Raw genomic sequence first — 17086 nt, 5'->3', positions numbered from 1 at the left:
ATTTGAACGGGTGGCCAATTAAGTAAATATGCATGGTTCAGCGCTAGCTCAGCGATTATCTATGCACTTAAAGCGCGTCAGTATACCCACATGAAATGGAATGGGGAAGTAGTTAACGCTCAATGAACGCTAATTATGTTGCAAAAAGGTTTCGAAATATATTTTATAAAGTATGCAACTTGTGGGGCGTTTACCGTGAAATAGTTAAAATTTGCTGATGCCTTAAAGTGGTTATCTATATCCAGTGGCTAGGCTGCAAAGCGCCGCCTTACTCCTAATTTATCAGCCCATATTTTGTTATCTAAACTTTTTCCGCTCGCTAAACCAGCCAGGCTTTTGACTTTGACTGAGTTGCGTGAGTTCTGTTGTAGCCCGTGCAAGCGTGATGCGCTGTGTGGCAATATCTTTATATATTTGCTGGGCTTGTTTTTTGCGCTGTACCGCAGCTCCAGCTTCCAAAAAAGACTCAACAAGTTGGAAAAAAAACTGTTTAACCGGTGACACTGTGTGATTTTTCGAGGCACGCAAGGGCGTCATACTGGAATACGCCTCCAGTTTAGTCAGTAAAATCTGAAGTTCCGCTTGGCTTAACTCACTCTGTGCTTGAGGTGCCTTTAATAGGCGGGTCACAGTTTGCTGTAATGTGGCTGTTTCAAGCGCATTAAAGCTTACTTGCTGGCTGAGTTCATTGAGGTATTTTTTAAAGTCATTGGCACTGCATGTTTCTTGACTTAGGGTGTCACACCGCTGTTTGGTTTTTTGCCATTGCTGCCAACTTTGTACATAGCGTAGTCCAACGCCCTTGATGTTCTGCATTCCAACGATGAGTTGATGCTGGTTATCGCTTCCGAGTTGAGCGATTGTATGGGTCAAATCATCACTGCTTATCTGTGCATCTTCTATCAGTATAAGTTTGGCATTGAGCAGGGCTAAGCAGGTATCGACAATTTCGATTTTGAGTGGCGTATTTGGTTTAAGCAGCGTTTGGGCAACTTGCCATTGTTGATAGCGCGCTAAAAAAAGTTGTTGTTGCCTGTCACAGATACTAGCTCTTAATTTTAGCGCCTCGTCGAGTGCTTGTGATGAGCTTAAGTCTTGGAGAGTTAAAGGCTCATCAGGGCAAGACAAATTATACCGCGCAAGCATCTCCTCGTCAGAATGAATAAGTTTTAACTGTTCTAAAAACTGTGCGATGGTTCCCGCATCATTATTATCGGCGGCTTTTTCGATACGTTCAGACACCGCAGTACGCAAATAACTGGCAAAGCCTCCAATATTAGTACCAACGACAACAAGGTAATCAAAACAAATGTCTTCTGCCATGATGTGTGCAAATACCTTGGAGCGGGCGACTCTATCATCTCGGTTGTTGATGAGTGCAATAGTTTGAATATGGGGTTGTTGACTGACTTTTTGTAACTCAAGGCGTTGCCAATTTTCAAGGGTTGCCAACCGCTCGTTAGCCGACATTCCGTTTACAAATGATTGCGTTAGTTTGCCTACTCGAGCGGGTGAAAAGTGCTGGAGCACACCAATATCCGGCACGATATGCTCAGCGGTCGCCTTGAATACAAAATCTTTATTGATGCCTATATATTGTGCCATTTTGCAAACAAGCGCGATGTTGTCTGGATGTTCATCGTACGGATAAAGTGCTCTGATCTCCGGTGTGATTTGAAAACCATCTCCCCAATGTACTTGAATCAATGTGGAGCCTTTGCCTTTAGCGGCACTTTCTAAAATAGGGGCCATAGTTTGCTCACAAGTAAAGATCTGTGTGTTTTCTCCGACAAACGCCGACATTTCTCGCGCGACGTCTACGCCTGAAGGGCCCAAAATATCTTCATGGTCGGGATAGGCATTGGTGATGGTGACAAAGTTATCTTTCATCCAACGACGTAGTATCTTTACATATCGTGGTGTTAACCCCATACATTCCCACAAGAACACATCTGCTTGAACTGACTTGGCAAATTCCAATACATCACTTTGCTCCCAAATGGTGGCTTTGTTGAATGGTCTGAATATTGGTATTTCATATTGTTCGCCAGTGATTTTGCAATAAATCATCATCGCCTCACAGCCGGTAGTTTTGGTGATGCAGCGCAGTGCCAGAGCACTGAATAGGGCAGCCTTCAACCGTTCGGTACCCGACTTACCACGAGTCCCCCAGCCGCCAATGCTTACTGCAATAGCGCTACGGTTTTGGATGATTTTGCGGCTTACATAAAGGTGTCTGCCCCAAAAGTAGGCACTGAAAGTCACCACGAAGAATACCAATTGTGACAGCGTATTTTGGTAGACAGAGTATGCGTATTCTTTGAAGCTTGACCAGATGGCGAGCAGGCTGGGTGCAACATTCAATTTTGCAAATAATTGCTTGATGCCTTCTTCAACTGGGAACTGACAGTCAAGCACATCTCCATAAGCTAGAAATCGACACGTAAATCCGAGCTTGGTTAGCTCTTCTAAGTATCGGAGTTGCTCCAACTCACCGCCTTTACGCAAGGAGTCAATCTTTTGAAAATGCAGTGAAATGTAGCTGTAGGCATATAATCGACGCCATACAGTAGTGGGTTTTGTAATCTCCAAAATACCGTCTGGCGTGTAGCTGAAAACAGGCGCAGCGAGATTGTCTTGAGACAATATCGAAAGTATATAGTCCAACAGTGGTAAATGTGGGCGCGCGCTTTGCTGTGCCAAATGATATAAAGGTTCGCCTGGTACATTTGTGTCACTTATCTGAGCGATGCTACAACTGGGAACATGGAGCTGAGCACTGGGCTTGCGGGCCTTGGTATGACTAAACCCTTGGCGCTTATCCGAACTGGAATGACGCAACTCATGTAATATTCGCCAAAGTCGTCTACCAACCCTATAACCGCTTGAGATGAACCATTTGTGATGCTTGATCACACCGTTAAAGCCCAGTTGGCGCTGCGCCAAAAAACTCAACGTTCGGCCAAGTGTGTGCTGTTTGTCATCACAGGGTAAAATTATGTCGTCGGATGCGGTGATCTGCTCGTTAATATTGGCAATCAGTGATTGATTGTAAAAGCTCACCAATTGTTCTCTTGCTCTAGTTATATAGCGTCTTACAGCAATATGTGGCTCCTGTGACAAAGCGGTATTTAAGGTATCTATATAACGCTTAAATATGGTGTCAGGGTTACTGCTATCGAGCTGCATGTTGAGCATAATGCGTGCACTTTGTTCTATTGCAATGCGCTTAATCGGCAAACTATATTGCCCTGATAAGGTTTTTTGCCACAGCTTAAAAGCAACGTCATGTTCACTGTAACGGGTTTGAGAAAGCTGTTTGATGAGAGTGAAGCGCACCGCATCGATGTGCTCTTCATTAAAGCGATTTTCAATAATTGTTGTGGCAATGTCGTAAGACATGTGACTCGTTTGCTCAATTAGCGCCTGCCTAACTCTGGGGGAGTGGTGTTCTGACAGTTGTGTAAGTAGCACAACATCTTTATCTGTTAATTGTAATTGCCTAGTCAAAACACGGGGCAATGCAGCCAAAATAAACAGTTGGTCGTTATTTATGTGCTCCGCACTTTCAAACAGCATGGCCCACATGTGACCTCGGACAAAAGTAGGTCGTTGATGAATTAAAATTTCTAAAATATCTATGATGGCCGTATAGGGGCTGAGCTTATCCTCAAGTAACTCAACAAGTCGAGCAATGAGATCGGCACTCAGTTCGGTGTCAATATTATGCTCTTGAATTAAAGCCACTTGATTTACCAACGCCCGAATAATGCCATGGCGGATAAATGGCGTTTGGTTGTGTTCCAATAAATTCAAGAAAAAAGGTTGCAAGTCAAGCGTTTGCCATGTCTGTTCCAGTTGCCCATGATTTATCGCTAGATAGCTTTTACTTAAGGTTCCCAAACGGGCAATCAAGAATTTGATACTTTGTTCGATCTCAGCAACGCTATTTTGGTAGCGCTCTTTGACCGCCCCTTCATCAAACCAGCGCTCAAAGGCGGCTTTATCTTCTTTGAGTTGCTGCTTTGTGGCGCCTAGTTGCTCTGCATAATTTAGAATTTGCTTTTGCCGTTCGTGTTCAAGATCTGTTTTCGACAGACGGGCCACAAATTGCTGGTAAGCGTTCGATAAGGTTGAAATATGAGCCTGCTGTTGTTCAATTTTATGTCTGATAAATGAAATGGAGTGGAGATGTAGCCAAGGGAGCAGTGATTCATCCTCAGGTTTGTTCATCAGCAAAGGCCAATCACAAAGCTCATCAATCAAGGCTTGGTACTTATGATGGTAGAGATTTATCCAAAACTTTTCGGTATTGGCGAATAATAAATCCTGCAATTGTTGTTTTAGTTGCTCTTTATTCATCACTCACCTGCTGCATAAGTTGTTTAAGAGACAAGGATTTAAAGGATTGCTCCGTGTAGCTAAATGGTTCAAATCCGGTTGTTGGTACATTGCCAAGCGTTATTTGTAGTGCCACGGTATGTTCACCGAGACGCCAATTTTGTTCCAAATCCAGCGCAACGTTTAAAGCCTGCTTTGACGTTATGGCATACCACTTTTGCCATCCTAACCTTGATAAATATTGCCATTGACTTTGGACCCGATGCTCATCATTAAATGCGTAGCGAGTGATAAGCTGCGCGCTTAGAATATGTCCTTGATAAAACTGGTCTGCTGATAGGCTCAAGCGTACATTATCTAAACTGTGCCAATCTTTGTTACTGCTAATTTGTGCGCGAAAGCTTAATCGTTGGTCAACATGATTTTGGTACCAATATTGGTAGCCAAGGTGCCAGCCATAGGGGTGAGTATGCTTGTAGCGCGTTAAAATATCGGGATGTAATCGACTAGATAGTATCAAGTCATTGCTTTTAGCATCACTGTAGAAGTAATGAGGTTGCAGCCACCATTGATTGGTATGCACGTCATTAAATCGCCATCGTTGGCCAAATGTAACAGCCAACCGCCCAGAAAATAGATTGTTGAACTCTCTTTGTTCTGGCTGCCAGTTTGCTCGAAGCTGCACGTGAGTATACCAATCACTGTTTTTTGCTAGCCAGTCGCTGCGCCCATCCAATTGATAAGTACTGTAGTAAACATCGCTATGTTGTTTAGCTATACTCAATTTATACCAGTTGTTATCTGATTTATAACGGAAATTAATGCCCCATTCATAGGATTGGTGCTGCTGTAATTGTTCGTCGAAATTACTTTCCCCTTGATGTTCAGCTTTTACATACCCTGTGACATTTAACGTATCAGGATTGATTACGTGGCGGGATTGAATCATCGGCTGTGGTGCGGTATGTGGCAAGACTGTTTTTGTCACAGCGATGTTTGTATCGCGGCTAGGGGATACGGGAAGTTTGTGGTTGTTTTTTGTCATTTTCCACACAAACGCGCGCAGTAAGCGGGCATTTTCTATCGCCAGTGAATGTTTGCCTGAGGGATAAAAGCGCTCAATCTGATAGCGTTTATGATTGCTTAAATACTCTATTTTCAGCACAGCGTCATGGCTCAATTCAATGACCAGCGGCTGTTGTTCATCTGTTAAGTAAAAACGCTGCTTTTGCGCTAAGTCGATATTATGCCAATGCTTTCCCTGTTTTTCCTGCATTTGTACGCTGACTAATTGAGACTGATAGGGCGTGTGCCAAGTTAATTTGATAAGTCCAGCAGTTGTGTCCGCTGAAGTGAGTACATGCTCAACCGTTGCTAAGTCCTCAAGCGTATAGCGATAGCGATTTACACCCGCTTGAATGGTTACTTCCGCGGTTTGTGTCGTTGCGAGCTCAGCACCCGAAAAACGTAAACGTATTCTACTATTATTGGGCTCTAGCTCACTGATATCGAGAGACAGTGTGTGAAAAGGGCGCAGTAATACACCATCGAGGTGAGTGTTTTTTGTAGCGTGTCTGGTTAGTTGTTCGGGCAAACTCAATTGCTCAAAATCGTGCAATGAGACCAGCTGAGTACCTAGAAAATCAGCATACTGAGTGACACTTTGCCAATGTCCAAAATGGGCGATGCGGTTAAATAGCAAAGATTCGTCAGGCGTCAGCTTATCTGGCGTGACTCGGGCAAATAGCGCGGTGAACTCAGCATTACTTAAGTCATCGTTAGACAAGCGTTGTAAGGCGTTGGTCAACAGTGTTTTAGTTGCAATTTCGGTATTATTTAACAGTTGCTCAAAAGGCTGCTGGTGGTCGACAGTGATATGGTTAACATGAGTATTCGCCAACAAGGAATTATCGCGCAGTACAGCCAAGTTAATATAGCTCAGTGTCTGTGCTGAAATATCAAGTTGTTCATTTGCCTTGAGCTGCACATACCCTACGGCTGCTACAGACAAAGGGTGTTGATATTGATCCTGTGTTTTGGAGGGAATGTCTGAGAACAGGGGCAAGATCATTGTCTTATTGGGCGCTTTTAGGTGTAACCAAAAGGTGCGTTGCTGTCGTGGGTCTAGATTTTGTGTGCGAGCACTTACTTTCAATTTTAAGTCTTTCTGCGCAACGATGTGAATGCTCTGATTAGCATTCAACTGGTATGCTTGATATGGCCCTGTTGCTGCGAACAATGGGCTTTGGCCATAATGAGTGATTGTAAATAATGGTGTTTCGCTGGTGGCACCATGACTTAGGTGAAGGTAATTTAAATCCGCAAACAATGTTGAGTCCTGGCCCAGAGGTTGCTGATTGTCATGGTTTGACCAAAGGGCGAGCTGTTTTTTACCTTGTGCCTCATAAAGAGCAGGCACTAATGCTGTACATTGGCTGAGGTAATCAGAGAACAGTGCGCATAGACCCTGAATTTTATAATCAAGATTTGCTGTTTGATAGCGAGCCAGTAGTCGCTTTGCCGCAAATTGCCGCACCTGTGCGTTACCGTGCTTGATTAACCCTTCTAAATAGCGCTGTGCTAGCGCACGATAATTAAGCTGGTCGAGAGTCTTGACTCTCAAAGTCCAAGCATCAAGCATGATGTCGCTATATTCACTGCTTACCAAGCGTTTAAGTAATGGTAGAGCACTGTGCGGTGAATCATTGTGAAGCGCTTGTGCTTGAGTGAAAAGAAGCCGTTGTTCACTGTGGCTGTGCGGTAATGCATCAGGCCTTGCAGGTGAGTAAGGGAGTAAAGAATCAAGGTAGGCTTGAGCCGTATATTGCTGTTGCTGCGTAAGCTGAGACTTTAGAACAGGCGACTTGTCGGCGAGTTTACCCGGTTGCATGAAAAGTAGTTCACTATCCGTGAGTGATGATAGCGTATGCATGACCACTGCGACCTCAAGCTCTGTGTGTTCTGAGTTTAATAACAGCTGGGGTGCGTGATGAGCATTATTGAGATCGATACGGTGAAATTTGCTTGTATCGCTGATCGCGATGTCATAACTGCGCTCGCCGAGTGTCGCGCTGAACAAAGTGGGTTGTGGTGCTTTTACGTAAAGCGTTAATTGAGCCGTGGCATTGTCTCTGTGCCGCAAGTCAAAAGCTAATTGCTTATCTAACCTATGATGTTCCAGCGAAAGCTGACTCTGTACGGGATATATTGTGTCGTTGGCTTGACGAACGCCGTGTGATACCAAATTGTGCGTGTGCTTGGTTATTGTCGGCGTATTCGTATTGCTGTGCATCGGCGTAAAATAATTAACAGTTGTCACCATATTCGTAAGTTGTAAGTGGCGTTTACGTGCCAAAGAGGTGAGGGCGGCGTAATCAACTTGTTGTAAAGTACTCACATCTCGTTTTGACAGAATATCTTCGAGTTTGGTTGTGAGGTTGTTAATCCAATAGGGGTTTAATAATGACTCTTGTTGTTTTTGCGCACTGTCGGTATCTAAGAAGGGTCTGTGTGAGCGGGTTATTTGCACCAGTGCATTACCGTAACTTTTTAAGGTAAGTGTACTGTCTGCTGATACGGCAAAGTAATCATCATGGCTTATGCTAACCTTGTGGCTAGCATATTCTTCTGCTACAACGTCGCTCAGGGGGATGATGCTGACAGCTTGTTGGTCAACAAAGGCGTAAACTTTGCCCGTGCTTTGTGTGCCTGTTATTAGTTGCTTGACGGATAGCTTGAGTTTTTCTGCCTGTTGGAAAGTGACAGAGACCTCTTGGTACGGTCTTAATCGAAAATACGTTTCATACTGGTGGGCGGTATTGAGTGTGAGCTCGTCTAGTGGCAGAGGTACTCTGTCTTTATACGGTGAAGGATGATGCTCAGAATGACCTTCTTTAAGCGTTAAGGTGACGGTATTGCTGGTGATATTTTCAACAGTAATGAGTCGATCATTACCTGTGGTACTTATTTGGCATCGTGTTGCTGTACAGCTCAATTCATCTCTATCAATTCTTCTTTGACTACCGAACGTGTAACCCTGCCAAATAGACACTGTATTGTCATCAACATTGGGTAGGTCAAGCCAATGACCTGCTGCTAGGAATAGTTGGCGACTTGCATGCGCATCCAAAGTTATTACTGCCGGCCCATCTTGAGATATCTGAGCATCACCATGTTGGGTCAGCCAAGAGGGCGAACGAAACTGTTTGTGTGGGTGAGCACACACTGTCAGTGTAAAAGTGAGTAGCATGAAGGCTAACGAATAGATTGCAGGCATACAATAAACCGCTCCATAAGTTGTGGCTCCTCCGTCAGACGTTGCCGCATCGGTGCACTTATCTCAATGTGATAAAAAGAGTGGGGTGTTAGCGGTAGCTGATGCAGTACGTTTTTTGTTCCCCCCAATTCCGAGACTTGCTCCGGATAGTAGAAGCTATGTGGGCTGAGAGTCGTCAAACAGTGTGCAAGTCGATGTAATTCAGGTGTGCTTGTCGTACCTTGGCTGACAATAAAATCCGCCAGCTTGCCTTCGGGGGTTGAGCGTTTACTCTGACTGAAGCCGTGTAGTTGAAAGACCTTGGCGTCTTTGTTTGCCTGATAGGCCAATATTGCATTGTGATGTAAGCTATTGCGTCTTTTTGATAAATCCATAGATTCTTGGTGTTCATCCTCAGTGTTTCTGTGATGTGAGTTGCTAATGAGCAACTGACACATTTGCGCAAATACAGCCTGACCAATTGTGAGTGATTGCTTATCGAAAAACTGATGTGGTACAGACACGACACAGGTACTACCGCTTTGGCGATACCAAAGGTGATTGCCACCGAGTTGACTAGAGTTTGCAACGAGAGTGTGAAGATCTTCTGTAGCGTGATAGCTCCAAGGCGGCAATGGCGTGGGCTTGTTGAACCACGCCTGAAGTTGCGCCACAGATGGCAAACTCGATTCTGTGCGCGCGTCGTTGCAAGCCAATAGTAGCAGAACACAAATAATGTTAAATATCTTCATCTAACCACCAATTTAGCCTTTTTGGCTGTTGTGTATATTCATCAATAATGCTTATCCAGATATCCTCGTTTGATTTAATAGTCAGGTGTTCAAGTTGATGAATATCGTTATTTATCCGTACGGTAACACTTGGATATGGAGTCAGCTTCCCGATTGTGGGGTGTAACATAAAGGCTTGAATGTAAGCACTGGGGTGAAGTTGTAAGCGTTTCTTATTAAGGCTGTAAGACGCCACGGGTTGGTTTTGAAAGGTTCCTTGCAACTGATAACTAAGTTCAATTGGCCGCGCGGTTTGCGATGCAGTATAAGCTTTAATTACAACACTTTGTGGTAATGTTTTAAAAGGCAATGCGAGGCGTGTATTAGCATTAAGCAAAAACAATCGCTGTTTTGCCCAAGGTCTATCAGAGCCATGATTTAAATATAGCGTCACACCTTGTTGGTCAGCGGCTTCAACAGCGCTCGCTAAATCAGCCTTCAATTCATGGATATAAGGGGGTTTTGGAGACTGTATTATTAATGAGTGGTCCGCCGTTAAGAGTTTTTGTAACGGTTTAAAAGCACTACTGTCATCAAGCTTTTTGAATTGATACGTTTGAGGTTTTGTTGGAACACGGTTATAGGGAGTCTTGGTGTTTACGAGCGCCGTGTTGGATACCGGCAATGAAGTAATAAGGTCTCTACTATAATAAAACGTTTCTTTATCTTGTAGAATCGGTGGCGCTAAAAATAGGCGCACCTTAGCGGTTTTACCTTGTGATGTAAGCGCATAATCATTGTCAGCTTTTTGCGCATACCAAGCTGGGATCTCAAAAAACTCACCAACATTGGTGTTACAAATTGGCTCGCATAAGGTACTTTGATAGTGAAAATGAGCGTGCCTAGTTTGCAACTTTATCAACGCTTGTTTGTCGCTATCAACGCGTATATAAGCAGCTTCTGCGGGTAAATCTCTTATATACCAAGTCTGTGAATTACTTACTCTGGCTCGGTTCGTATCTGCAAGTATGATGCGATCAAACACAGACCATTGAGAATCAATGTTAATGTTAAACTGGTCGATCACGGTGTCTTTTTCGCCATAGAGTTTTATGGCGACTTGACTGGTCTGGTCGGCTCTAAAGTCGAGCTTGATGTCGCTATTTGGTACAACGGAATATTTCACGCCATTACCATTATCTATTTGATAGTAAATGCTATGTTGGGAAGTGACAGGCTGCATGTCGTGGTAGTACCATTGTGATAAAGTAGCTGACTTTGCAGACACACTGATCAATCCAGGTTTAACCTGATGCAGCTTGTACCGGTGTTCTGTGGCGGTATGTTCAGCATCAAGTACTTGCGGGGGTAAAAGGCCATCCAAGTCATACCAAGTCAGATTAAGCTGATCAGCTTGCTCACTCACAAAGTAAATATCCTGCAAGGTATCGACCTTAAGTGATGCTGATAGCTCCGTATCGGTGTAAAAGGCATCTGGGTTCACTTGTTTGTCGGAGAAGTCGTAGCCCATCACGCTGTAGGGGAGCATTTCATAGAGAGTATCATTGTCGAAATCGACACCTGGTACACCTTGTGGCGCGAGTTTCTGCCAGTCATAGCGTACCGCGTTTGCTATTTCCTCATCGCTCAGGGCATTGGGCCCTAATGTGTGGTAATTGCTGACCCTTGCACGCCAAGCCAATGGGTATTTTAGCCACGCGCTAGTGTTATCTTCCGTGTTGGCATTTGTTTTAGCATGTACTCTGACAACCACACCTTTGACGTTTTGCTCCTCACTTTGCAGGGAAAGGGCAATCGCAGTCGCATCTCTAAAATTAGTATTATTAATATAAAAGGACTGGCCGGTGGACACATTTAAACTTTCGCGTTGCTCGATGATTTGTTTCGCTTTTTGACTTGTTTCTTCAAGCATAATTTTTGCGCTGTGGTGATATTTTGCACGATAAATAACCCGCTGTTGTTTGTCCAAGAGCGAGTAGACAATAGCGTAGTTAACAGATTGACCCTGTGTTTGGTCCGGCTCTAAAATAGCGTTCGATAATACTCTAATTGACCCCATGCGGGTGGGCGAAAAGGTATAAACGAGTGGCTTAGATTCATTTAGCCAATGTACTTTTGAGCGCGTTTCAGTGCCTTGTGTTAAGACTAATGGTTTCGCACTCATTACCCAGTTGTACATGTGATTAAAGAGCCACAATAAAGCTGACAATACAGCCGCGTAGCAGATGATTCTCCCCCCCCATTTAATGTAAAACATGCTCGTCTCCAAATAATGAGTCGGCAAAATTTTCTTTGTTGATCAGAATATTACGATTGGGTAGGTAAATAGCTATAATGGCGTCTTGGTGCTTGAGCACCAGCGAGAGCATGTCAGATGGTGCCAACTTAGCGCTAAGTATCGTGCAAGATGCCAGAGTTTGACAAAGCTTAGATAGCTGCGCCAAGTTCTGGGTTTGAGCATAGCTATCAGTGATTGTTTTGAGTCGGTTATATTGTTCTTCGCTTATGGCGTGCCACAGCAAAGGTTTGGACGTTGATAAATCTATTTTCAACGGGATAGTCGATGCGCTGATCGCGCTAAGACGCTGTAGCAGGGCTTCGTTAGATACGGCAAAGTGCTGTTTATAATCCGAAGCCAACCAGAGGGTAGCTAATTCGCTGTTAGCAGCAAATATATCATATCCGCTTTGCGCCGATGAGCCGATTTCTAATCCTCGGGTTGCTTCTTGGCCTGAGACTAACAGGTAGTCAACACCCAACTTAGCCAACCCGTCTTGCAGTTTCAATATCAATCCTTGGTGTTTGTTACTGGCAAAGGTATGAGCGAATGCCAAAGCCGATGGCCTGATATCAGATGGCATGCTGTGGCTGCGCAATTGTAAATTTATACTGACGTGAGCAGCATAATGTCGGATCAAACTTTGATGTACGACATTAAATAGCGAATTCACATTTGTCGGCTTCAGTACATTGGCATTGGCTGAAGCAAATGGATGTGCGCCGGCAATGAGTAGAGACTTGGCATGTGTGGTATCAAATAGCTCAGCGGAAAACTTTAACGTATGGCTTTCGAACAAGGGCCTTGGTACTTGCAGGTTGAGGTGGTTGGCCTGACCAAGGCGAATAAAATATATTCCTTGACCTAATTGGTAGTAACGGGGTTCTGCGCGTGGAGAAAGCATAAAATAATGCGCGTTATCATCGTTAATTAGACTTACCTGATAACCAACCATATGAGCCACTCTATTGATATACTCTAGGCGACTGAAAAGATTTGTATCTATAGAGTGTGGACCTGCTCGGTCTGCGATTTGATAAAGAGGCCTAAGGATCTCGAACTCCCACAAAGCTGCCTCTTTGTGGGATAGCAGCGCAAAGTGGCCACTGCCTTTTGCGCTGATGTGAGGCTTATAATCCTCGACTGCTTGTATAACGGATAGCTCATGTTGGGCAATAGGAAAGCGTTCTTGCTTCGTCTGTGTAAGTGCCACTTTTGCTAATAAATTGATGTAGCTGTCATTGTCTATAAATACCTCTAGCATACTGTGCTTATAGTGGGGATAAGGCAAACTATTGCGTGATACTAAGCCAAACTCAATGGCACCACATGCGAGTACATTTGTGAGCTGTGTTTGGTTAATAGAGCTAGGGACTTGGTTATACACCCAACCATGGCACTGTGCAGTTCTGTCTCCCGTAGGCAGAGTTTTGCGGCTTTGGCGATTGAGTTCTCGTAGTTGCAGCACCTCAGTTGTTGAAAGTGCCTCCACAAACGCACTGTAATAGCCGCTTTGTGGTAGGTCTGCTTCGTTGGCGACCAAGGTCTGTGTGTTGCCTAGTGCCAGCGCATTGCTTTTGAGATAAGTAAATAAAATCCCAGCAGCGTCACTCGCTGCGCGCTCAGTGATAGGATAGGGCATCGTGATGATGTGATTAGCCATTGGTTTTTTGTTAATCACAAACATGCCTCTCGGTATGTCATTACTGTGATCTTGAATATAGATATGATGTTGATCTTGGTATAAATCGAAACCTATTTCGGCGAGTTCTAAGGCGGCCGTGTTCACGGTACTTGGCTCATTTCTGTGCACAGCAAGCGAGGAGATCAGCTTCTTAAACTGGGCGATGTTCAAATTGTGTTGATATTGCCCTACGGCGCTGGGAGTTTGGCTTGCGGTGTAAAGCACGCTTTTATATTCACTGATTTGCGTAGATACCGAAAGTGGTTGGGTATTGGTTGCTAAAGTACCCGTTTTAGCGGTCATAAATAGACTGGGTACAAACATTATCAAAAAGCCAATAACAATGGCCAGAGCACCCCCTAAAATAGAGGTTTGAAATGTCGCTCGAATAATCAAACCTAATGCACTCTTTTGGTATATTTTTAGGGCTAATAACGTTGATAGCATATAACCAAAAGCGAATGCATCGGTGACCTTTAAACTCGGGTAAAAGTGGACCAGTAGGTAATTCAGCAACAACTTATAGACAAAGCCAACATTGAAGAAAAATAAGAGCAATCCAGCCCCTTCTAAACCGAGCTGTTTTAGACGGGTGAAGCGCAATAAGCTGCCTCCAATGAGTAAAATGATGGCTGTTTCAACAAGTGAAGTGAGTAACTTATTTGGCTCCAGTAACTGTAGTGCCAATAGCGCTGGTAATAGAATGCCATTGAACTCCCAGCCGTAACGCAAGTTTGCTCTTGAAGCGATAAATGCGGTGAGCACCAAAATAATATAGGCTTTTGGCGCTGCCACAATTGAACTGGCCACCGCCTCATACATGATTGCAAGATTGGCGATACTGAAGTTGGTATATGGCATTAAAACATAGCGCACGATAATGTAGGTGCACAGTAGCTGAATGCTGGTGACTTTTAGGCCATATTTAAAACCATGATTCCACATCACATTGGCGGCTAAGGCTATGATCACAAGCCCCAAACTATGTAGTTCTGACGCGTATTCAAACGTAATGTCCCATAGCCTAAGTTCGTTGGCAACGGCGGGCCAGAATAAGCTATCCATGCACACTCGAACCAGAATACTAATTAAAATGATGGCAAAAAAACGGTCGCGCCCGAACATTTCGGCATAGCCAAACTTTTCCATCAATGTTTGTGCGCTTAGCCGCATTAGCCAGTAGACAACAATGGCTTCAATCAAGATGACGGCGGCGGATGTCGGACTTACTATCAATAAAGGCACCAAATAACCGGGGACCACCAGACCCGTTAATGGAAAGCCAAAGCGCAGATTAAAAAAGCACACCACAGCAATGCCTATCCACACTGTGGTTATAACCGACTGACCTAAGCCACTACCGCTGGGAAATAAATGCAATACCCAGTCCATCAAGAGGTGCTCCAGTCGTCTTCGTTATGCTGTTGTTCACTCATGGTAAGGAGTTCAAGCATGTGCTTTGGGTTTTCAAGTTTGTTTAGTAGCGTTGATACGTTAATGAACTCAAATAGCACACCTGATATTGAAAAAGGCGTGGCAGATTGACGAATATTAGTGAGTTTATCGAGGCTGTATACAAGTAAAATATAGTGTTGGTCGTTGAGTGACACACTTAAACTGAACTGTCCTTTGTTGAGTGTTAAATATCGTAGTTTTCCTCTTGCAACGTCAATAGGCAGATTGCTGACCTCAACCAATAAATCCAACGCTGTGATATCAAAAATCAATAGCTTTTGTTGTAGAGCAAGCTGTTCAAACGCCTTGTTAACCTGCATCACTTGACCGAATAAATTAAACATCACACTGGCTGTACTGAGTCGATCGAATATGTGCTCTAAGGTTGAAAGTTTTTGTTCCATACCCGCGATGGCGGTATTCACCTTCTTACTCTGGGGTTCGAACACATCGAATGTTAGCGCGCGAGTCAGAGCTTGATTACTCGAATGTATTAAATTGTTATGAGTGTGATGGTGATACAACAGCTCTCCAATTTGGCCAGCAAAGCGGTTTACATTTCGGATAAAAGCCTGTTCATTAAACTGTTCGTTGTTAATAACTGTCATAGCCCAGAAACCACGAATGTCTCCGGCGTACATTAATGGCGCAATATACTGAGCTTCATTCTCGGCTAGATTTACAAAGAACGGACGAGAAATTTGAATTACCCCAAGGGCTTTAATCGCATCACTATATGGGGGGCGTTCGTAATCTCTTCGTTGTTCTTTAATGTCGCTTATTTGGCAATTGAGAGCGTGAATTTCTCGTAGTCGATGATCGTGCTCAACCCGAGTTAGAAATATGCCTTTATTTAGACTTAGGAGTTGGTTAGTCAAGGTGATGACACCATCCCAAGGTGTGTTTTGTTCAATGACGGACTTGGGCAGGTATCGACCAAACATACGTTGCTCAGTGTCTTCAAGTAGTTTTTTAAGGTTTTGATCTTCGATGGACCTGCTGTGAAAAAATGCCCAAGCCAGCGCTATCCACGTCACTATGAGTAATTGCCCGATGGGGAGCAGTAGTTGTAGGTACGAAATACCCATGTATCCCACTATTAAGATGAGTGTGTTCAACAGCACTGCCAGCCTGACGTTAAACATTGTACTAAAGCGCAGATAAACAAATATTAAAACGATGATGACAATGAGTTCTACAAGCGCTGATATTAGGGGGTTAAGTGGTGTGACTAAGCTGTTTTGATCAAGGTTGTGAGTGAGATAGCTATAAAGATAAACTGGGTTTGTTTCATCTTGTAGGCCTGGAGCCATGAGTGAGGGAAAGTAATCAGGCGTGCGTTGCGTAACAAAAACTATTTTATTCTTAACTTGTGCAGAGAAAATGTCATTGGCAAGCAAGCGCTGAGCTTTAAACTTAGGCAGAGTGCTCACTGGAAGTTTGAAACTTATCAGCTGGTGGTGCGTAGATTTCACATTGGGGAATAACACACTCAACCATTTTTGGCAGGCGCTGTGCGCAGGTGGCGAATAGACGATATGGTAGCCTAGCCATGATTTTATCTCGCGGTGGCACGGTTGAACGCTAATGCCAGTGTAGAAAACCCGCTCGCTATCGGTGGGGGTTGTATTGAACACTAGATCTGTGAATACAATCACGGCTCGCGCTTGTAAAGCGTTGGCTTTTTCTACGAGTTGTATATGCTCTTCAGCTAAGTTGTCCGACTCAATAATAACTAGGTTACTCTGTGCGGAAGCTTGTGTGCTGCTGTGCATAAAGGCGCTGTATATAGGCGCATTGATCTTTTGCAATACAGCGGATGTTTCAGCAATAAACATGCAGCACAGCACAATGACTAAAAGCCAAATAGCGCTGTTTAATTGAATCTTTCGTAATTGATGCCAAAGAGCCACTCACTGCCTCATGTTAAAAAGTTATAGGGGTTAAGGTATGTAATTTGTCATTCGTTGAGCGGGACACGACTTTAGCTCTGTAGACATTAAAAGCGTAGAATAAAACTCCAAAAATCATAGTAATAAGTGTTAAATATTTATAAAAAAGTTACGGCTCAACAGCCTATTGAAGCGTTATGGTGTTGTGCTTTTATGCTTTAAAAGATATTCAACTGAGTAACAGCCCGTTTGTTCATACGTTACGACCTTAGCACTTGGTTCATTCATTCTTATTACGGCCAAATATCTAAACTGCGTGATGCCAGTTGTTCTTAAAACTAATACAGTTTCATTAGTTGCTGGGTAAAAAACGGTATTTTTACTGATTAAATCGGCTGATTTGTTCAAAATTGTTTACATTAATCTAGT

General features: G+C 43.7%; 6 protein-coding genes. All 6 read right to left on the bottom strand.

What is annotated here, in order from left to right:
• Positions 1-297: 297 nt before the first annotated feature.
• The 6 genes from C2M32_RS03070 to C2M32_RS03045 are packed head-to-tail and all read right to left on the bottom strand — an operon-like array spanning position 298 to position 16603.
• On the bottom strand, positions 298-4362 hold the full coding sequence (locus C2M32_RS03070) for a poly-gamma-glutamate synthase PgsB (RefSeq protein ID WP_105167054.1): 4065 nt from the start codon (positions 4360-4362) through the stop codon (positions 298-300).
• Complete coding sequence (locus C2M32_RS03065; protein ID WP_105167053.1) at positions 4355-8617, bottom strand: hypothetical protein; 4263 nt, start codon at positions 8615-8617, stop codon at positions 4355-4357. Before C2M32_RS03065 ends, C2M32_RS03070 begins: the two co-directional genes overlap by 8 nt.
• Positions 8596-9348, bottom strand: coding sequence for a hypothetical protein (locus tag C2M32_RS03060; protein ID WP_105167052.1), 753 nt, complete (start codon positions 9346-9348; stop codon positions 8596-8598). Before C2M32_RS03060 ends, C2M32_RS03065 begins: the two co-directional genes overlap by 22 nt.
• Positions 9335-11605 (bottom strand): hypothetical protein, encoded by a 2271-nt coding sequence (locus tag C2M32_RS03055; RefSeq protein WP_105167051.1) that lies wholly within the window; start codon positions 11603-11605, stop codon positions 9335-9337. Before C2M32_RS03055 ends, C2M32_RS03060 begins: the two co-directional genes overlap by 14 nt.
• Positions 11592-14702: a poly-gamma-glutamate biosynthesis protein PgsC/CapC gene (locus tag C2M32_RS03050; protein ID WP_105167050.1), complete on the bottom strand. Its 3111-nt coding sequence runs from the start codon at positions 14700-14702 to the stop codon at positions 11592-11594. The genes C2M32_RS03055 and C2M32_RS03050 overlap by 14 nt, the downstream gene beginning before the upstream one ends.
• A complete protein-coding gene (locus C2M32_RS03045; RefSeq protein WP_158678084.1) occupies positions 14702-16603 on the bottom strand; it encodes a hypothetical protein in 1902 nt (633 codons plus the stop codon). Before C2M32_RS03045 ends, C2M32_RS03050 begins: the two co-directional genes overlap by 1 nt.
• Positions 16604-17086 lie beyond the last annotated feature (483 nt).

The organism is Pseudoalteromonas sp. T1lg23B (assembly GCF_002964665.1).
GTDB lineage: Bacteria > Pseudomonadota > Gammaproteobacteria > Enterobacterales > Alteromonadaceae > Pseudoalteromonas.
The sequence above is the reverse complement of the archived record's forward strand: the minus strand, read 5'-3'. Positions and strand labels throughout refer to the sequence as shown.

Coding starts and splice junctions, on each gene's coding strand:
- C2M32_RS03050 (WP_105167050.1), bottom strand. CDS start 14,702: ATGGACTGGGTATTGCATTTATTTCCCAGCGGTAGTGGCTTAGGTCAG.
- C2M32_RS03065 (WP_105167053.1), bottom strand. CDS start 8,617: ATGCCTGCAATCTATTCGTTAGCCTTCATGCTACTCACTTTTACACTG.
- C2M32_RS03045 (WP_158678084.1), bottom strand. CDS start 16,603: ATGTTTATTGCTGAAACATCCGCTGTATTGCAAAAGATCAATGCGCCT.
- C2M32_RS03060 (WP_105167052.1), bottom strand. CDS start 9,348: ATGAAGATATTTAACATTATTTGTGTTCTGCTACTATTGGCTTGCAAC.
- C2M32_RS03055 (WP_105167051.1), bottom strand. CDS start 11,605: ATGTTTTACATTAAATGGGGGGGGAGAATCATCTGCTACGCGGCTGTA.
- C2M32_RS03070 (WP_105167054.1), bottom strand. CDS start 4,362: ATGAATAAAGAGCAACTAAAACAACAATTGCAGGATTTATTATTCGCC.